Origin of the sequence: Vogesella indigofera (genome assembly GCF_028548395.1) — a bacterium.
Taxonomy (GTDB): domain Bacteria; phylum Pseudomonadota; class Gammaproteobacteria; order Burkholderiales; family Chromobacteriaceae; genus Vogesella; species Vogesella indigofera_A.
The window spans coordinates 597,592-616,226 of the sequence record NZ_JAQQLA010000004.1 but is presented as its reverse complement, the minus strand read 5'-3'; the positions used below and the strand labels follow the sequence as shown (position 1 = coordinate 616,226).

The 18,635-nt window shown below is 65.4% G+C and carries 18 protein-coding genes; 11 read left to right on the top strand and 7 right to left on the bottom strand.

From position 1 onward, the window contains the following. Positions 1-774: an NRDE family protein gene (locus PQU89_RS08650; protein WP_272765463.1), complete on the bottom strand. Its 774-nt coding sequence runs from the start codon at positions 772-774 to the stop codon at positions 1-3. 88 nt (positions 775-862) lie between these two features. Here PQU89_RS08650 and PQU89_RS08645 point away from each other — a divergent pair, with 88 nt between their 5' ends. From PQU89_RS08645 to oppF, 7 genes are all read left to right on the top strand, one after another. Next, a complete protein-coding gene (locus PQU89_RS08645) occupies positions 863-1,093 on the top strand; it encodes a sulfurtransferase TusA family protein (protein WP_272765462.1) in 231 nt (76 codons plus the stop codon). A gap of 56 nt (positions 1,094-1,149) precedes the next feature. After that, complete coding sequence (gene pyrC, locus PQU89_RS08640) at positions 1,150-2,181, top strand: dihydroorotase (protein WP_272765461.1); 1,032 nt, start codon at positions 1,150-1,152, stop codon at positions 2,179-2,181. Positions 2,182-2,410: 229 nt separating this feature from the next. Continuing rightward, entirely contained in the window at positions 2,411-4,018 is a 1,608-nt protein-coding gene (locus PQU89_RS08635) for a peptide ABC transporter substrate-binding protein (RefSeq protein WP_272765460.1), read from the top strand. A gap of 187 nt (positions 4,019-4,205) precedes the next feature. Continuing rightward, positions 4,206-5,126, top strand: coding sequence for an oligopeptide ABC transporter permease OppB (oppB, locus tag PQU89_RS08630; protein WP_047965941.1), 921 nt, complete (start codon positions 4,206-4,208; stop codon positions 5,124-5,126). A 14-nt stretch (positions 5,127-5,140) separates the two neighbouring features. Continuing rightward, positions 5,141-6,058, top strand: coding sequence for an ABC transporter permease (locus PQU89_RS08625; RefSeq protein WP_082133630.1), 918 nt, complete (start codon positions 5,141-5,143; stop codon positions 6,056-6,058). 12 nt (positions 6,059-6,070) lie between these two features. Further along, on the top strand, positions 6,071-7,072 hold the full coding sequence (locus PQU89_RS08620; protein WP_272765459.1) for an oligopeptide/dipeptide ABC transporter ATP-binding protein: 1,002 nt from the start codon (positions 6,071-6,073) through the stop codon (positions 7,070-7,072). Then, complete coding sequence (gene oppF / locus PQU89_RS08615; RefSeq protein WP_272765458.1) at positions 7,065-8,051, top strand: murein tripeptide/oligopeptide ABC transporter ATP binding protein OppF; 987 nt, start codon at positions 7,065-7,067, stop codon at positions 8,049-8,051. Before PQU89_RS08620 ends, oppF begins: the two co-directional genes overlap by 8 nt. A 510-nt stretch (positions 8,052-8,561) precedes the next feature. Here the strand turns inward: oppF and secA are convergent. Continuing rightward, positions 8,562-11,270 (bottom strand): preprotein translocase subunit SecA, encoded by a 2,709-nt coding sequence (secA, locus tag PQU89_RS08610; RefSeq protein ID WP_272765457.1) that lies wholly within the window; start codon positions 11,268-11,270, stop codon positions 8,562-8,564. A gap of 222 nt (positions 11,271-11,492) precedes the next feature. Here secA and PQU89_RS08605 point away from each other — a divergent pair, with 222 nt between their 5' ends. Both PQU89_RS08605 and PQU89_RS08600 read left to right on the top strand, forming a co-directional pair. Beyond that, positions 11,493-11,921, top strand: a complete 429-nt coding sequence (locus tag PQU89_RS08605) for a DciA family protein (RefSeq protein WP_047965945.1) — start codon at positions 11,493-11,495, stop codon at positions 11,919-11,921. A gap of 307 nt (positions 11,922-12,228) precedes the next feature. After that, positions 12,229-13,512, top strand: coding sequence for a DUF3422 family protein (locus tag PQU89_RS08600; protein WP_047965946.1), 1,284 nt, complete (start codon positions 12,229-12,231; stop codon positions 13,510-13,512). A gap of 87 nt (positions 13,513-13,599) precedes the next feature. Here PQU89_RS08600 and PQU89_RS08595 read toward each other — a convergent pair whose 3' ends face one another. Genes PQU89_RS08595 through PQU89_RS08585 form a run of 3 tightly spaced genes read right to left on the bottom strand, consistent with a single transcriptional unit; the run spans position 13,600 to position 14,808 of the window. Then, entirely contained in the window at positions 13,600-13,947 is a 348-nt protein-coding gene (locus tag PQU89_RS08595) for a YfaZ family outer membrane protein (protein ID WP_272765456.1), read from the bottom strand. A 30-nt stretch (positions 13,948-13,977) separates the two neighbouring features. Beyond that, positions 13,978-14,148, bottom strand: a complete 171-nt coding sequence (locus PQU89_RS08590) for a hypothetical protein (protein WP_272765455.1) — start codon at positions 14,146-14,148, stop codon at positions 13,978-13,980. Between the two features lie 27 nt (positions 14,149-14,175). Next, positions 14,176-14,808: a YceH family protein gene (locus PQU89_RS08585; RefSeq protein ID WP_272765454.1), complete on the bottom strand. Its 633-nt coding sequence runs from the start codon at positions 14,806-14,808 to the stop codon at positions 14,176-14,178. A 126-nt stretch (positions 14,809-14,934) separates the two neighbouring features. Here PQU89_RS08585 and PQU89_RS08580 point away from each other — a divergent pair, with 126 nt between their 5' ends. Then, positions 14,935-15,702, top strand: coding sequence for a TlyA family RNA methyltransferase (locus PQU89_RS08580; RefSeq protein WP_272765453.1), 768 nt, complete (start codon positions 14,935-14,937; stop codon positions 15,700-15,702). A 153-nt stretch (positions 15,703-15,855) separates the two neighbouring features. On the opposite strand, the gene PQU89_RS08575 is transcribed toward PQU89_RS08580, so the two are convergent. Continuing rightward, the gene (locus PQU89_RS08575) at positions 15,856-16,341 is read right to left on the bottom strand and encodes a universal stress protein (protein ID WP_272765452.1); all 486 of its coding nucleotides are present in this window, start codon (positions 16,339-16,341) and stop codon (positions 15,856-15,858) included. 196 nt (positions 16,342-16,537) lie between these two features. On the opposite strand from PQU89_RS08575, the gene PQU89_RS08570 reads away from it, so the two are divergent. Continuing rightward, complete coding sequence (locus tag PQU89_RS08570) at positions 16,538-16,873, top strand: hypothetical protein (protein ID WP_272765451.1); 336 nt, start codon at positions 16,538-16,540, stop codon at positions 16,871-16,873. 65 nt (positions 16,874-16,938) lie between these two features. Here PQU89_RS08570 and PQU89_RS08565 read toward each other — a convergent pair whose 3' ends face one another. Then, positions 16,939-18,291, bottom strand: a complete 1,353-nt coding sequence (locus tag PQU89_RS08565) for a glutamine synthetase family protein (protein WP_272765450.1) — start codon at positions 18,289-18,291, stop codon at positions 16,939-16,941. Positions 18,292-18,635: the final 344 nt, after the last annotated feature.

Genomic DNA, 18,635 nt, shown 5'->3' with positions numbered 1-18,635 from the left:
TCATGAGTTCCTGTTGGGAGTGAGGCGCATGGTCTGGCGACGGCGACCGCTTTCACGGCCGCCCAGTCCCCAGCTGACTTCGGTAAAGCTTAATTCGCCGCGCGCGTTCAGCATCAGCACCGACGAGGCGCGAGTGCCGTAGTCGCGACCGTTGATGAACACCGGCGACAGCATTTTTTCCAGCGCCAGGCCGACGCCGGTATTGGGCAATTGTTCCACCGGCGCCGGGGTCGGGTCGCTCAGCCAGCGCAGGATGTCGTTCTCCGCCGGTGGCCGTGTCTGTTGCTGCAGCTTTGCGCGCAGCTGTTCGCACTTGAACCAGCGGCTGTTCATGTCGGCATTGGACAGCACATGGATGCCCGGCGGCACCCGGTTGAGCATGCCGCTGCGGCTGTTGAAGTGCAACAGGTTGCGGATCTCGCCGAACAGCAGGTTGAACGGCGCGAACTGGCCGTGCTCGGCCTTGAGCCAGGCGGCGAATTCCAGCGCCGATTCGTTGCCGCTGACAAAGCGCTTGACCAGCTCGCCGCGCGAGCGCGCCGCGCTGCGGGCGTGGCCCTCGCGGATGTGGGTGACGGCGGCAAAGCGGCCGCGCACGTCCATCGCCAGCCAGCTGCCGCCGGCCTGCAGGTCGCGGCCACCAAGCACGTCCGGATGCTCCGGGCGCCAGAAATCCAGCGCCGCGGTGGGGCGGGCGTAATACTCGTCACGGTTGGCCGCCACCAGCAGCGGCCCGCAGGCGGCGGTCTGGTAGGCGAGGGCGATCACACACATATAATGGTATTGCGCACTTGGGCAATCTGCCGGCGCACCTTAAAATAGATCGCTTCATTGTAACGTGTAATGGCAGGGGATAGTTTTCATGCAGCCAGATCTTCAACTCGACCTGTCCGGTCTCAATTGTCCGCTGCCGATCCTGCGCGCGAAGAAGGCGCTGGCCGGCCTGAGCAGCGGCCAGGTGCTGTCCGCCATCGCCACCGATCCTGGTGCGCCGAAGGATTTCGAGGCCTTTTGCCGCCAGACCGGCAATGCGCTGTTGGAGTCGTCCACCACCGACGATGGCCGCTTCCTGCTGGTGATCCGCCGCAAATAAGACACCACCGGCGTTGCCACGGCGGCGCCCGCTTTTTATTCAAGAAAGGTTTTGCCATGCAACTGACCATTACCCGCCCCGACGACTGGCACCTGCACATCCGTGATGGCGAGGCGCTGGCGGCGGTGCTGCCGGATACCTGTCGCCAGATGGGCCGCGCCATCATCATGCCCAATCTGAAGCCGCCGGTGACCACCGTCGAGGCAGCCGCCGCCTACCGCGAGCGCATCCTGGCTGCGCGTCCGGCCGGCAGCCACTTCGAGCCGCTGATGACGCTGTACCTGACCGAAACCACCACGGCGGAAGAAGTGCGCAAGGCCAAGGCGTCCGGCTTCGTGCACGGCATCAAGCTGTACCCGGCCGGCGCCACCACCAACTCCGACGCCGGCGTGCGCGACGTGAACAACGCGATGGCGGCTCTGGAGGCGATGGCCGAAGTGGGCATGCCGCTGCTGGTGCACGGTGAAGTGACCGACCCTGCCGTGGACGTGTTCGACCGCGAGGCGGTGTTCATCGATACCGTGTTCGAGCCGCTGATGAAGCGCCTGCCGCAACTGCGCGTGGTGTTCGAGCACATCACCACGCAACAGGCGGCGGAGTACGTCGCCGGCGCTGCGGCCAACGTTGCCGCCACCATCACCGCCCACCACCTGCTGATGAACCGCAATGCGCTGTTTACCGGCGGCATCCGTCCGCACCATTACTGCCTGCCGGTGCTCAAGCGCGAGCGGCACCGCGAGGCGCTGCTTAAGGCGGCGACCAGCGGCAGCGACAAGTTCTTCCTCGGCACCGACAGTGCGCCGCACGCGCGCCACACCAAGGAAAACGCCTGCGGCTGCGCCGGCATGTACACCGCCAATGCCGCCATCGAGCTGTACGCCGAGGCGTTCGAAGCCGCCGGTGCGCTGGACAAGCTGGAGGCGTTCGCCAGCTTCAACGGCCCGGCGTTCTACGGCCTGCCGCGCAACAGCGACACCATCACTCTGGTGAAGGAAAGCTGGCAGGTGCCGGCGGAAATCGCCTACGGCAACGACACGCTGGTGCCGCTGCGCGCCGGCGAGCATGTGTTTTGGAAATGCCTGGCATGAGTAAGGCTCATGCCTTGGCATAAATGTGGTGTTTCTGCTCGAATTCTGTGAAAGAAATGCCACGCTTTTTGCTTGTCGTGGTGGCTAGTTCATGTTTTAGTGCTTGTGGCGCACTTTATGGCTGGGCATAATTGCCTCGCCTTTGCGTATTGTATCCATATCGTGCTGAGGGCCAGCCTGGGGTTGGCCCTCGTCGTTTCAAGGAGAGCAGGAGAATATGAAAAAAACCATGACAATCAGTGTGTTGGCAGCTTCCGTTGCCCTAGGCCTGGGCGTATCCGGCGCCGCGTTTGCCGCCAAGGTACCAGCCGGTACCCCGCTGGCCGCCAAGCAGGAAATCGTGCGCAACAACGGTTCCGAAGCGGAATCGCTGGATCCGGCCATCGCCGAGTCGGTGGGTGCCAACAACCTCGTCCGTGACCTGTTCGAAGGCCTGACCGCCACCGACAACGAAGGCCGCGTCGTGCCGGGTGTGGCCGAATCCTGGAAGCAGAAAGATCCGACCACCTGGGTATTCACCCTGCGCAAGAACGCGAAATGGTCGGACGGCTCCAGCGTGACCGCTGATGATTTTGTCTATGGTATTCGTCGTTTCCTCGATCCGAAGACCGCCTCCACCTACGCCACCACCTACGGCGCCTTCCTGCTCAACGGCGTTGAAGCCGCCGAAGGCAAGAAGCCGGTCGCCGAGGTAGGCGTCAAGGCGCTGGACAAGTTCACCCTCGAAATCAAGACCCCGTACCCGGTAGCCTTCCTGCCGGAAGTGGTGTCCAACGGCCAGCTGGGACCGGTACCGAAAGCGGCCATCGACAAGTTCGGCAAGGACTGGGTCAAGCCGGGCAATATGGTCAGCAACGGCGCCTTCGTGCTGAAGGAGTGGCAGGTCAACAGCAAGGTGGTACTGGCCAAGAACCCGCAGTACTGGGACAACAAGAACGTGCAGCTGACCCGCGTCACCTACCTGCCGATCGAAGACGGTTTTGCCGACGTGAAGATGTTCCTGTCCGGTGAAAACGACTGGGTGTACCAGCTGCCACCAGGCACCTACGAGAAGTACAAGGCAGAGCTGCCGAAAGACATCCGCAACGCGCCGATGCTGGGCCTGCGTTACTACGGTCTGAACCACAAGGACCCGGTGATGAAGGACGTGCGCGTGCGCAAGGCGCTGAACATGGTCATCGACCGTGACATCCTCGCCACCAAGATCACGGCCGATGGCCAGGTTCCGGCCTACAGCGCCATCGTGCGTGGCACCAGCGGCGCCGACGTGACCAGCTACGACTGGGCGAAATGGCCGATGGCACAGCGCGTGGCCGAAGCCAAGAAGCTGCTGGCCGCCGCCGGCGTGAAGCCGGGCAGCAAGGTCAAGTTCAGCTACAACACCAGTGAATACCACAAGAAGATGGCGATCTTCGCCGCCTCGGAATGGAAGACCAAGCTGGGTCTCAACACCGAGCTGGAAAACATGGAATTCAAGGTGCTGCTGAAGAAGCGCCATGACGGTGAATACCAGATCGGCCGCAACGGCTGGGTGGCCGACTATAACGACGCCAGCACCTTCCTGACCCTGGTGCAGTGCGGCTCCGAGCAGAACGACAACTTCAACTGCAATCCGAAGGCCGAAGCGCTGATCAAGCAGGGCAACCAGGCGCAGAATCCGGCCCAGCGCAAGCAGCTGCTGACCCAGGCCACCAAGATGATCATGGATGACTACCCGATGATCCCGCTGCTGCAGTACACCGTACCGCGGCTGGTGAAATCCTACGTTGGCGGCTACACCACCAAGAATCCGATGGACCGCTACCGCAGCAAGGACCTGTACATCATCAAGCACTAAGCTGAGTTGATGGCAGTCTGACGGGGCTTGCCCCTGATGTGCGCAGACCGGGTGTGCTCCGTGACGGGGCCACCCGGTCTGGTTTGAAGTGATGGCGATTGCTGCACTGCCGCGACCAGCGGTGCTGCTGCCGCTTGCCCACCTGCATTGCTGCAATGCAAAGCGCTATCCGTCCTGGAGTACTCCCATGTGGTCTTACGCTTTACGACGCGTGTTGATGACGATCCCCACCCTGCTGCTCGTCATCACCGTCTGTTACCTGATGTTGCACGCCACCCCCGGTGGCCCGTTTGACACCGAACGCAAGGTTTCCGCGGCGGTGATGGCCAACCTGCAGGCCAAATACCATCTGGACCTGCCGCTGTGGCAACAATACCTCCTCTATCTCAAGAGCCTGCTGCAAGGCGATTTGGGGGCTTCTTTCCGTTACGCCGACTGGAGCGTCAACGAGCTGGTGGGTAATGCACTGCCGGTATCGCTGGCCATCGGCGGCGGTGCACTGCTGCTGTCGGTGATCATCGGTGTGGCGCTGGGCATCATCGCCGCGCTGCGCCAGAACAGCCTGATCGACTACTTCGTGATGCTGGTCGGCAACCTCGGCAGCGCCTTTCCCTCCTTCGTGATCGGCCCGGTGCTGATCCTGCTGTTCGCCATCTGGCTGAGCGTGCTGCCGGCCGGCGGCTGGAACGACTTCGACCCGCGCTACATGGTGCTGCCGATCGCACTGCTGACCTTCATCAACGTGTCCACCATCGGCCGCGTGATGCGCGGCAGCCTGATCGAGGTGCTGAACAGCAACTTCATCCGCACCGCGCGTGCCAAGGGCCTGCCGCTGCGGACCATCGTGTTCCGTCACGCGCTGAAACCGGCGCTGATGCCGGTGGTGTCGGTGCTCGGCCCGCTGGCGATCTCGTCGATCACCTCGGCGGTGGTCACCGAGTCGGTGTTTTCCTTGCCCGGCCTGGGCAAGCTGATCATCAACGGCGCCTCCAACCGCGACTACACGCTGGTACTGGGGCTGGTGGTACTGGTGACCGTGTTTGCGGTGATTCTCAATCTGCTGGTTGACCTCGCATACGCGTATCTCGACCCGAAAATCCGCTACTGAGCGAGGGCTTGCACATGTTGTTCAGAAGTAAACAAAAGGCGGTGGCCGAGGCCATGGCGGCCAACCTGAGCATGGCCGCGGTCGAAGGCCGCAGCCCGTGGGCCGATGCCCGCGAACGCTTCCTGCGTAACAAGGCGGCCGTGGTGAGTCTGATCCTGCTGTCACTGGTGGTGCTGGCCTGTGTCTTCGGGCCGATGCTGCTGCCGCACAGCTACGAGGACACCGACTGGGATGCGATGGCGATGGCGCCGACCTGGCACAACCTGCACCTGTTCGGCACCGATGATCTCGGCCGCGACCTGCTGGTGCGCACCCTGATCGGCGGCCGCATTTCGCTGATGGTCGGCCTGATGGCCACCATCGCCTCGGTCACCATCGGCATCGTGTGGGGCGCCACCGCCGGCTTCCTCGGCGGCAAGGTCGATACCGTGATGATGCGCATCGTCGACATGATGTACGCGGTGCCCTACCTGCTGATCGCCATCCTGATGGTGACCCTGCTCGGCCGCGAGTTCTATCTGGTGGTACTGACCATCACCGTGTTCTCGTGGATGGACATGGCGCGCGTGGTGCGCGGCCAGACGCTGTCGGTGAAGTCGAAGGAATTCGTCGAAGCGGCGCGCGCCATCGGCGTGTCCACCGGCAGCATCATCTTCCGCCACGTGGTGCCCAACCTGCTGGGTATCGTGGTGATCTACACCACGGTGACGGTGCCGGGCGTGATCCTCACCGAGTCGGTGCTGTCCTTCCTCGGCCTGGGCGTGCAGGAGCCGATGACCAGCTGGGGTGTACTGATCGAAGACGGCACCGGGGTGATGGAAACCACACCGTGGATGCTGCTGTTCCCTGCGGCCATGCTGTCGCTCACCCTGTACTGCGCCAACTATATCGGCGACGGCATGCGTGACGCGCTGGACCCGAAAGACCGATAAGAGGAGAACAGCATGAGCCTGTTACAAGTAAACAATCTCGGCGTGCAGTTCCAGACCCCCGACGGTCTGGTCAGCGCCGTCAATGGCGTCAGCTTCGACCTGCAGCCCGGCCAGACGCTGGGCATCGTCGGCGAATCCGGCTCCGGCAAGAGCCAGAGCGTGCTGGCGATGATGGGCCTGTTGGCCAAGAATGGCAAAGCCAGCGGCGAAGCGCTGTACAACGGCCAGAACCTGCTGACCATGAGCCCGAAACAGCTCAACAGCATCCGCGGCGACCGCGTGTCGATGATCTTCCAGGACCCGATGACCTCGCTCAACCCCTACCTGACGGTGGAGCGGCAGATGACCGAGGTGCTGGAACTGCACAAGGGCATGACCCGGCGCGAGGCGAAAAAGCGCGCCATCAGCCTGCTGGAAGCGGTGCGCATTCCCGAGGCGGCCCGCCGCGTCGACATGTACCCGCACGAGTTCTCCGGCGGCATGCGCCAGCGCGTGATGATCGCGATGGCACTGCTGTGCGAACCGGAAATCCTGATCGCCGACGAGCCGACCACCGCGCTGGACGTGACGGTGCAGGCGCAGATCCTCAGCCTGCTGAAGGACCTGCAGCGTGACTTCGGCACTGCCATCGTGATGATCACCCACGATCTGGGCGTGGTGGCCGGGCTGTGCGAAAAAGTGATGGTGATGTACGGCGGCCGGGTGATGGAGTACGGCAGCGCCAACGACATCTTCTACCAGCCCTCGCACCCGTACACCATCGGCCTGCTCGGCGCACTGCCGCGGCTGGACCACGACGGCAGCGAGCTGGTCAGCATCCCCGGCAATCCGCCGAACATGGCCAACATGCCCAAGGGCTGTCCGTTCTCCGAACGCTGCACTCATGTCAGCGAGCTGTGCATCGGCACGCTGCCGCCACTGGCTGCCTCTGCGGCCAACCCTGCCGTGCTGCGCGCCTGTCACAAGGCGCCGCAGGAGCTGAAACCGTCCGTCGAGGTAGTGGCCCATGTCTGACAAGAAACTGATTCTCTCGGTGCGCGACGTCAAGGTGCACTTCAAGGTCAAGGGCGGCAACGACTGGCCGTGGACGCCGAAGAAAACGCTGAAGGCGGTCGACGGCGTCAGCTTCGACCTGTACGAAGGCGAGACGCTGGGCGTGGTCGGTGAATCCGGCTGCGGCAAGTCGACGCTGGCGCGCTCCATCCTCAACCTGATCCCGGCCACCGCCGGCGAGATCGTGTGGATGGGCAAGGATCTGCGCCAGGGCAGCGAAAAAGACTGGCTGGCGGTGCGCCGCGACATCCAGATGATCTTCCAGGACCCGCTGGCCTCGCTCAACCCGCGCATGACCATCGCGCAGATCATCGGCGAACCGCTGCGCGTGCACCGCCCGGAGCTGTCGTCCGACGAGGTGATGAAGCGCGTGCGCGCGATGATGGTCAAGGTCGGCCTGCGTGAGCAGATGATCAACCGCTATCCGCACGAGTTCTCCGGCGGCCAGTGCCAGCGCATCGGCATCGCCCGCGCGCTGATCCTGGAACCGAAGCTGATCATCTGCGACGAGCCGGTGTCGGCGCTGGATGTGTCGATCCAGGCGCAGATCATCAACCTGCTGAAGGAACTGCAGCGTGAGATGGGGTTGGCGCTGATCTTCATCGCCCACGACCTGGCGGTGGTGAAGCACATCTCCGACCGCATCCTGGTGATGTATCTCGGTCGCGAGATGGAGCTGGCGGAGAAGCACGCGCTGTACGACAAACCGTCACACCCGTACACCCGCGCGCTGCTGTCGGCGATCCCGATCCCGGACCCGAAACTGGAGCGCAGCAAGGTGATCCAGATCCTGCAGGGCGACCTGCCCAGCCCGATCAACCCGCCGTCCGGCTGCGTGTTCCGTACCCGCTGCCCGCTGGCGGAGGCGCAGTGCGCCGGCGAACGCCCGGAATTGCGCCGGCTGAGCGCCGACACCCAGTCCTCCTGCCTGCTGGCCTGAGGCACAAGGTTGGCCGCAAGCCCGCGGCCAAGCTTGCCGACACCACCCTGTCGTCGCACCCGCGGCGGCAGGGTTTTTTCATGGCTGATGCACGGGCCGGCCGGCGCTAACGGCGGCGTTTGCGGGCGGGGTGGCGGTTGCGGGAGGCTGGTCGTGTTGGTGGCAGTGCTTGTCGCGCACGGTGACGTGTGCTGCGGCGCGGAGCTTGGTGCCATTGTCGTGCCGTGCGGACGGAAAGCCCGTTACGGTGGGGTAGGGTGTGCCAGATGGCTGTGCGCCGCTGGCTGTCTGCAGCGGGCCAGGGTTGGCCGCAGGCTTGCAGGTACCTGCCGCTGCGATGATCGCCGGCAGCGGTGGCGTTGTCGCCGTTCGGCTTGCTGGTGGTTCAGGGCGGAGACGGGCAGGCCTATGCGGCCAACTTTCTGCCGCGTGCGCTGACCGCCAGCGTGGCAGCATGAAAAACGCCGCCGTGACGTGATCACGGCGGCGTGGTGGGCAGCTGGCTACGGCTCAGCTCAGCTGGCCATGGCACTGCTTGTAGCGTTTACCGCTGCCGCACGGGCAGGCGTCGTTGCGGCCGACACGCAGGCCCTGTGCCGCCAGCGCGGTGGCGGAGAACGGGTTGTCGTCGCCGGATACCGCCGATGGCAGCTCGTCGTGGTGCAGTTCCATGCCGCTCACCTGGTGCGGGGCCACCGCTTCCACGTCGGCTTCGCTGCGTACCTGTACCGTCATCAGCACGCCGACCACGCTGCGCTTGATGCGGTCCAGCATGCCGGCGAACAGTTCGAACGCCTCGCGCTTGTATTCCTGCTTCGGGTTCTTCTGTGCGTAGCCGCGCAGGTGGATACCCTGGCGCAGGTGGTCCATGGCGGCGAGGTGTTCGCGCCAGTTGTTGTCCAGCATCTGCAGCACCAGACCGTGCTCGAACTGGCGCATCGCCGCTTCGCCGGCCTGTTCGACCTTGTCCTGATAGGCGGCCGTGGCCAGCTCCAGGATGCGCTGCTTGATGTCGGGAATGTCCAGCGTCGGCTGTTCCTGGATCCACTGCGCCACCGGCGCGGCGAGCAGGAATTCGCTTTCCAGCGCCTTTTCCAGCCCCGGCAGGTCCCACTGTTCTTCCAGCGATTCCGGCGGGATGTGCTGGTCGATGAGGTCAGACAGCACGTCGTCGCGCATATTGCTGACGATGGCGGACACGTCCTGGTCTTCCAGGATCTCGTTACGCTGCTGGTAGATCACCTTGCGCTGATCGTTGGCGACGTCGTCGTATTCCAGCAGCTGCTTGCGGATGTCGAAGTTGCGGCCTTCCACCTTGCGCTGCGCGTTCTCGATGGAGCGGGTTACCCAGCTGTGCTCGATCGCCTCGCCGTCCGGCATTTTCAGCTTGTCCATGATCATCGCCACGCGGTCGCCGGCGAAGATGCGCAGCAGCGGGTCTTCCAGCGACAGGTAGAAGCGGCTGGAGCCGGGGTCGCCCTGACGGCCGGCACGGCCGCGCAACTGGTTGTCGATACGGCGCGACTCGTGGCGTTCGGTGCCGATGATGTGCAGGCCGCCGGCGGCCAGCACCTGTTCGTGGCGCTGTTTCCAGTCGGCGCGGATGGCGTCGATGCGCGCGGCCTTGTCGGCGTCGGACAGGGTGTCGTCGGCTTCCACCGCCTTGATTTCCGGTTCCGGGTTGCCGCCGAGCACGATGTCGGTACCGCGGCCGGCCATATTGGTGGCGACGGTGATCACGCCGGGACGGCCGGCCTGCACGATGATGTCGGCTTCACGCGCGTGTTCCTTGGCGTTGAGCACGTTGTGCGTGAGGCCGGCGTCGCCGAGCAGCTTGGCGACGATTTCCGAGTTTTCGATGCTGGTGGTGCCGACCAGCACCGGCTGGCCGCGTTGCTGGCAGTCGCCGATGTCGGCGAGGATGGCCGCGTATTTTTCGCGCGCGGAGCGGTAGATCTTGTCCTGGCTGTCAATACGCACCATCGGACGGTTGGTCGGGATCACCACCGTCTCCAGGCCGTAGATGCTCTGGAATTCGAAGGCTTCAGTGTCGGCGGTACCGGTCATGCCGGACAGCTTGCCGTACAGGCGGAAGTAGTTCTGGAAGGTGATCGACGCCAGCGTCTGGTTCTCGCGGTTGATCTGTACGCCTTCCTTGGCTTCCACCGCCTGGTGCAGGCCGTCGGACCAGCGGCGGCCGGACATCAGGCGGCCGGTGAACTCGTCGACGATGATCACTTCGCCGTCCTGCACCACGTAGTGCTGGTCACGCATGAACAGCGCGTGCGCCTTCAGCGCGGCGCCGAGGTGGTGCATCAGCGAGATGTTGGCCGCCGAGTACAGGCTGTCGCCGTCCTGCAGCAGGCCCATCTCGGCCATGATCTGTTCCGCGCGCTCGTGACCGGCTTCGGACAGCAGCACGCTGTGCGCCTTTTCGTCGACCCAGTAGTCGCCGTCGCCGTCTTCGGTTTCCTGCTTCTGCAGGCGCGGCGGTACCTGGTTGATCAGCTGGTACATGGCGACGTTGTCGTCGGCCGGACCGGAGATGATCAGCGGCGTGCGCGCCTCGTCGATCAGGATGGAGTCCACTTCGTCGACCACGGCGAAGTTCAGTTTGCGCTGCACCTTCTCGCCCAGCGAGAACACCATGTTGTCGCGCAGGTAGTCGAAGCCGAATTCGTTGTTGGTGCCGTAGGTGATGTCGCTGCCGTAGGCGTCCTTCTTGGCGTCGTGCGGCATCTGGCTGAGGTTGACGCCGACCGACAGGCCGAGGAAGTTGTACAGCTTGGCCATGATGCCGGCGTCGCGGCTGGCCAGATAGTCGTTGACGGTGATCACGTGCACGCCGTTACCGGACAGCGCGTTGAGGTACACCGGCAGGGTGCCGACCAGGGTCTTGCCCTCGCCGGTACGCATCTCGGCGATCTTGCCCTGGTGCAGCACCATGCCGCCGATCAGCTGCACGTCGAAGTGGCGCATGTTCAGCACGCGGCGGGAGGCTTCGCGGCAGACGGCGAATGCCTCCGGCAGCAGCGCGTCCAGCGTTTCGCCCTTGGCATGACGCTCCCGGAACTCGGTGGTCTTGGCCGCCAGCGCTGCGTCGGACAGCGCGGTCATGGTGCTTTCCATGGCGTTGATGCGCGCCACAACCTGTCGGTATTCCTTCAGCAGGCGTTCGTTGCGGCTGCCGAATACTTTCTTAAGGAGCGTCGAAATCATTGTCTGAACATCCAGCGGCCAGCGGGCCGAAAAAAATGGCTTAAAGTGTAGCACACGAATAAGCGGCATAGATGGGGCCGATTCTGCGCGGAATCAAGATGCATGGCGATGAATTGCCAGTCCTTGCGGCCAACCTTGCGCCCGCCGCGTGGCGGCGCGGATGGCAAGGCAGGCAGGGCGGTTTAGCGCTAAACTGCGGCTATCCCTTTGCCCGACTTCATCATGAGCAGCCTGCACCTCACCGCCTTCAGCCGCCGCGACAAGCAGCTGGCCGACCTGACCGCCGCCGCCCACGCCATCCTGGCGCTGGACCGCGCGTTCAAGCGCCTGCTGCCGGGGCAGCTCGGCCAGTTCTGCCAGGTGGCCTGCGTGCGCGACGGCGAACTGGTGGTCTACGCCCACAACAGCACCGTGGCCGCACGCCTCAAGCTGCTCGGCAACAGCCTGCTGGCGCCGCTGCAGCGCCAGGGCCACCCGCTGCGCAGCCTGCGCGTCAAGGTACTGCCGACGCCGCCCAAGCTGCGCAAGCCGAAATCCTTCGCCCTGTCCGAGGCCGGCGTCAGCGCCTTCGACGACGCCGCGCGCCAGATCCGCAACCCGGTGGTGCGCGAGGCGATGCTGGCCCTGCTGGCGCACCACAAGCCGCGCTGAGAACGTGTCCACAATCTCGCGCGCTCCGCGAGACAAGGTGAAAACGGCTGGGGACGCGGCGTTTATCCAGAGATAAACAAGCATTCCAAAAGCGTTTTTAACGCGGCATCGCCCCATTTGAGATGAAGTCGCAGCAGATCGTGAACCGGTTCTGATGGTGAGCCGGGCACAGAATGTACCAGCGGGTGTGGTATTCCTGAGCGATTGCCGTGCCGCCGCGACTGGCGGGCTGGCGGTGGCCGGTGCCGCCGTTTATGCTGCGGTGCAGATGCCGACAGAGCATCGTCAACTGGACACTGCCTAGATCATGACAACCCTCACCAGCCACCCGTTACGACGGGTGCTCAATGACGAAGCCCATGCTCGTCCCCCGATCGCCATTCCGTCGCCGGCGCGCCTCTCCACGCTGACGCTGCTGTTCGACGACGACGACAGCGCGCAGCGTGCCGCCTTCATCGAGCTGTTCCGCCGCCTCGGCCTGCCGCTGCCGGACCCGCGCGGCGCACACCATACCGGCATCGCCGGCGACCTCACCGTGCGCTGGGCGCTGCATACCGAATTCGTGCGTTACACCTTCGTGCTGTCCGGCGACTGCGTCGACCCGTTCGAACGCACCGCGCTGGACCGGCTGCCGAAGGACTGGCTGGCCAGCCTGCCCGGCGAGCTGATGGTGGCGATCCATGCCGTGCTGCTGCCGGCGTCGCAGGAGGCGCCGGCCAGCGAGATCTCGCAGCGCTGGTTCGGCGGCCATGACCTGATCGGCGCCGAGATCGGCGACAACAACGGCGTCGCCTACACCGACCTGCGCCTGCACCCGGACGCCCGGCTGACCGAAGGCTTCAGCCGCTACGTGGTGATCGACCGCGACATGGGGCCGTCACAGTCCGGGCGCATGCTGCAGCGCCTGTTCGAGATCGAGACCTACCGCCTGCTGGCGCTGCTGGCGCTGCCGGAGGCGAAGCGGCAGGCGCCGGAATTGAGTCGCCTCGGCACCCAGCTGCGCAGCGTCACCCAGCGCATGGCGGAGCAGAGCGATACCGACGCGCTGCTGCTGGACGAGCTGACCGATCTCGCGGCGCAGGGCGAACAGCTGATCGCGGAGAGCCAGTACCGCTTCGCCGCCGCGCGTGCCTACTACAAGCTAGTGGAGCGGCGCATCACTGAGCTGCGCGAGAGCCGGCTGCCGGGGCTGCAGCCGTTCCGTGAGTTCATGGAGCGGCGGCTGGTGCCGGCGATGGAGACCTGCGACACCGCGGCCAAGCGCCAGGAGCGGCTGATGGCGCGGCTGCAGCGCAGCACCGCCTTGTTGCGCACGCGGGTGGAGGTGATGCACGAGGCGCAGAACCGCGCGCTGCTGGCGAGCATGAACAAGCGCGCCGCACTGCAGCTGCGCTTGCAGGAAACGGTGGAAGGGCTGTCGGTGGGGGTGCTGACCTACTACGCGATCGGCCTGCTGTCCTATCTGTTCAAGGCCGGCAAGGCGCTGGGCGCGCCGATCAATGCCGAGCTGGCCACCGGGCTGTCGGTGCCGCTGGTGGCGCTGGCGGTGTGGTGGGGCATGCGGCGGCTGAAGCGCACCGTGCTGCACTGAGTCAGCATAGGCAGCAAGGTTGGCCGCAACGCAAACCGGCCCGACAGTGTGCGCTGTCGGGCCGGTTTGTCATCGGGCGCTGAGTGATCAGAACGCGACGCTGACCCCGGCGTAGGCACCGTCGGCGATGCTGCGGTCGCGCTGGCTGTCGTTGCGCTTGACCTCGAACACGCGGTAGCCGGCTTCGACGCCGACCAGCTTCAGCGGGCTCCAGCGCAGGCCGACCATGCTGTCGCTGACCGATTTCACACTGCCGCTGGCGGCCGACGACGGCGCGTAGAAGCCCTGCGCGAACAGCTCGGTGCTGGCCGGCAGGTCGATAGTCAGGCGGCCGCCGACCATGGCGGCGCTGGCGTAGCCGGCCGATTCCAGGTAGGCGAGCTTGCCGCCCAGATCTAGGCGCAGCAGCGCCGGTACCGGCAGGCCGAACAGCACGCCGATGGCGCTGGCCTGGGGCTTGTCGCCCTACGGCGTGGCCTTGCGCGCCACGATGTGGTCGATGCTGATGCCGGGGCCGAGGCCGGTCGGCATGCGGGTGAGGAAGTCGTAGTCACTGCCGCGGGCGAGGGTGGTGTCGCCGGCAACGGCGGACAGTGGCAGGCAGGCGGCGAGGGCCAGCAGGGCAGGTTTCAGCATGATGTTCTCCGGAAAAGGGGGGCGATGTTACGCCTGTCCGGCGCGCTCTTCCAGCTCGGTGATGCGCTGCAGCAGGCTGGTGACGGTCTGTTCCAGCGCGCTGACCCGCGCGGCGAGACTGTCGTCGCTGGCGGTGGGCATCGCGGCGACGGCGGGCTGTGCCACCGGATGCAGGGTGTGCACCCAGCGCGCCTCGCGTTCGCCCGGCTGCCGTGCCAGCTTCAGCACCAGCGGCGGGTATTTGTCGGCCAGCGCATTTAGCGCGGTGTCGACTTCCTCGACACTGGTGAAGCTGTACAGGCGTCCGGCGCGGGTGCGCAGCTCGGCCGCGGTCTGCGCGCCACGCAGCATCAGCAGCGCCAGTGCGGCCAACCTGGCGCCGTCGATGTTCCACGCGTAGTTGAGGCGGTGTTCGTACTTGGCGACGCGGCTGCCAGCCGGCAGCCGCTCGTTGACCAGCTTGGCGGCGAGCAGGCTGTCCAGCGTGGCGCTGAGATCGGCCTCGCTCAGCTGCAGCACCGGCTCGCGGCTGGTCAGCTGGTTGCAGGCGGCCAGCAGCGCGTTGAGGGTCAGCGGATAGCTGTCCGGGGTCAGCGCCTGTTTCTCGATCAGCGCGCCGAGGACGCGTACCGCGTGCGGTTCCAGTGTCAGGGTGTCCATTTTGTTCTCCTTGTGGCCATGGCTGCGGCCATCATCGCATCTTATGGTGGCACTGCGGCAGTCTTGACAGCCCGCGGCGCATTGCGCACCCTTGCCGCCCGATTGCCTGTTTGTGGAGTGCGCCTGATGCAACGTGTTGATTTGTTACTGGTCGAGCTGGGTCTGGCGCCATCGCGCACCGCGGCGCAGGCGCTGATTGCTGCCGGGCGGGTCAGTGTCGACGACGGCGGCCAGTTGCGCGACATCGGCAAGGCCAGCCAGAAGCTGCCGGCCGACAGCCGCTTCGTGATCGTGCCGGACGAGGCCGACCGCTACGTGTCGCGCGGCGGGCTGAAGATGGCCGGCGCGCTGGCGCAGGCCGGCTTGCAGATCGGCGGCTGGACGGCGCTGGATGTCGGCCAGTCCACCGGTGGTTTTTCCGATTGCCTGCTGCAGGCCGGTGCCCGGCGGGTGGTGGGGGTCGATGTCGGCCATGACCAGCTGGCGCCAAGGTTGGCCGCCGATCCGCGCATCGTCGCCTTCGAGGGCGTCAACGCCCGCGCGCTGGATCACGCGGCGCTGTTGGCCGCCAATGATGGCGCACCGTTCGACCTGATGGTGTGCGACGTGTCGTTCATCTCGCTGGCGCTGGTGTACCCGTCGGCGTTGCCGCTGATCCGGCCGGGCGGTTACCTGCTGAGCCTGGTCAAGCCGCAGTTCGAGGTTGGCCGCGAAGGGCTGGGCCACGGCGGCATCGTACGCGACGCGCAGCTGTACGCCGGGGTGGAGCAGAGGATCAGTGCGCTGGTGGCCGAGCTGGGCTTCCAGCGGCTGGGCTGGTTCGACAGCCCGATCAAGGGCGGCGACGGCAACCGCGAGTTCTTCATCTTCGCGCAGCGCCATCCCGCCATCTGAGCACGTGCCCACGATCTCGCACGCCCAGACAAGACGCAAACGGCTGCGGCATGCGTGTTTACCGCAAGGTAAACGCCGCAGCCGCAGCCGTTTTTAACGCCGGATCGCACCGTTGCGATCCGTCTCGGCAGATCGTGAACCGGGGCTGATCGCTCAGCCGATGCTCGGCAGTGGGTTGTCGTCGTCTTCCGGATTGCGCACCACCAGCAGCGGCAGCGTGGTCTTGCGCATGATTTCCTCGGCAAAGCTGCCCATCAGCAGGTGACGCCAGCCACGGTGGCCGTGGGTGCCGATCACCAGCAGGTCGCTGGCGATCTGGGTGGCGCAGTCGACCAGCGCCTGCGTCATGCTGCTGCCGCCTTCTGGCGCCTCCAGCAGGAAGCAGTCCGCCTGGGGCACCCCCATCTGCCGCGCGTAGTCGGCGGCCTCGTCGAGGATGGCCTGGCCGCGGCCGCGAGCCTCTGCCTGCAGTGCGCCGCTGTCGAGCAGGCCGACGCTTTCGATGGCGAAGTCGTGCAGCGACACCACATGCACCAGGGACAGGCGGGCCTTGCCGGCGGCGGCAAGACGAACCGCCTCGATCAGGGCCGGGCGGGCGTTATGGCTGCCGTCGAGGGCAACCGTCAGATGCTGGTACATGCACTTCTCCTTTGCGGGTGAGGGAGTTCGGATCCAGGCGGCAGTGTAACGCGCCGGTCATGTCATTGGAATGGTTGGCGCGGCGACTGGCCGGTGCTGGCAAGGCCGGCCCTCATGCCATTTATAGGTGTTTTCACGGATAGGTTCGCCAGCGATTGCAGATTAGAATCTTGTCATTATTACAGGAGGATATGCCGTGTTCGCTTGGTTCGCTCTCTCTGCATTATTGGTGTTTGCTGCCCTGTACTGGTTGTTCTTTGTCAAGCCGGCGCAGCAGCGGGCCAGGTCCAAGGCCGCCGCCCGTGCCGGCACGGCGCGCTATGCGATGCACGCGCAGACGCAGCCGCTACAGCACGATGTTCACCTCACCGGACCGGCCTACGGCGCCCTGCTGCGCCTGGCACGCGGCGACCGGCAGAAGGTCGAATTCTGGATCATCGAAGTGCAGCGCCAGATGCCGGGCCATACACGCAGCGACGCCATCGCGCTGCTGGCCGAGCGCACCGCGGTGCCAATGGCCGCCACCGCGTAAGCGCCATCCCGTCTCATCAGCACAGGCCACGGCAATGCCGTGGCCTGTGTCATTTCCCGCCGCCGTCAGGCCAGCACGGACAGGTAGCGGCGCTCCCACGGGGTGATCTCGCCGTGAAAATGCTGCAATTCCACTTCCTTCACCGCGGCGTAGGCCAGGCTGAATGCCTCGCCGAACAGGCGGCTGTCGCTGTCGGCACCCTGCATCGCCGCCAGCGCCGCATCCAGCGTATTGGGCAGCAGCTCGCTGTCCGCCTGCTTGAACACGTTGCCCTGCGCCGGGGCGCTCGGCTGCAGGCCGTCCTCGATGCCGAGCAGGCCGGCGCCGAGGCTGGCCGCCAGCGACAGGTAGGGGTTGGCGTCGCAGCCGGGCAGGCGGTTTTCCACCCGCCGCGCCTCCGGGCCGCCCTGCGGAATGCGCAGCCCGACCGAGCGGTTGTCCAGCCCCCACGACACGTTGACCGGCGCCGCCAGCCCCTTGACGAAGCGGCGGTAGGAGTTGGGGCTAGGGCAGAACAGCGGCATCAGCTTGGGCAGATGGGTCTGCAGGCCGCCGATGAAGTGGTGGAACAGCGCGCTCTCGTTACCGTGGCGGTCGCTGAACACGTTGTTGCCGTCGTGGTCGACCAGGCTCTGGTGCAGGTGCATCGAGCTGCCCGGCTGGCCGGCCAGCGGCTTGGCCATGCACACCACGTTGAGGCCGTGGCGGTTGCCGGTTTCCTTGAGCAGGGTCTTGAACAGGAAGGTCTGGTCGGCCAGCGCCAGCGCGTCGCCGTGCTTGAGGTTGATCTCGAACTGGCTGGGGCCCATCTCGTGCACCCAGGTATCGGTGGCGATGCCGAGCTGCTCGCAGCCGCGGTAGACGTCGTCGAAGAACGCTTCCAGATCGTTGAGGGTGGTAAAGCTGAACGAGTCGAAGCCGACCTCGCGCCGGCCGTTGCGCAGCGCCGGCGCCTGGAACGGCAGCGCCGGATCAGGGTTGGCCGCAAAGATGTAGAACTCCAGCTCCGGTGCCACCACCGGCTGCAGCCCGCGCGCGGCGTAGCCGGCCAGCACCCGTTTCAGCGCCGAGCGTGGTGCGAACGGGGTCAGCGCACCGTCCAGATCGACGCAGTCGCACAGCACCAGCGCGCGCGGCGTGCTGGCCCACGGCACCGGGCGCAGGGTGGCCAGGTCCGGGCGCAGCGTGGCGTCGGGGTCGTTTTCGCCGTAGAAGCGGTAGTCGGGGAATTCGCCGACACAGCTCTGGATCGCCACCGCGCGCGCAATGCGCAGCGTCTGGCCGCTGATGAAGGCCTCGCGCGGCAGCGTCTTGCCGCGGGCAAAACCGCTGACATCGGCAAAGCACAGCTCCACGTCACGACAGCCGCGCTCGCGCAGCCACTGGCTCTGTTCGGTATTGGGTACGACTGGGTACATGCACGACTCCTGAACGGGATGGCGGGGCGCAAGCGCGGTGCCAACGGGCCAGACGATTATGCCTGTGCGGTAATGCAGGGCAAGCATTTTGTTCCGCATGGCGGTACATTGTTTCAAAAAATGGAAATAAACTGCGTATTGCTGCCAAAACCGGGGTTTGTCCTGCCAGCTTGTCCACAGCGCCTTGTTTTCACTGTAGCACTGTGACGGGTAGGGGCCATATTCGCCCGCGCCGGCCTGCCGGTGTCGGCAAGTGCTTGTTGGCAAAGCGCTTTCGCGCGCGTGGCGCCTGGTTTTGGCTCGTGACAATTGCACCTGGCCACACGCTTGCACGGCGTGGCCAA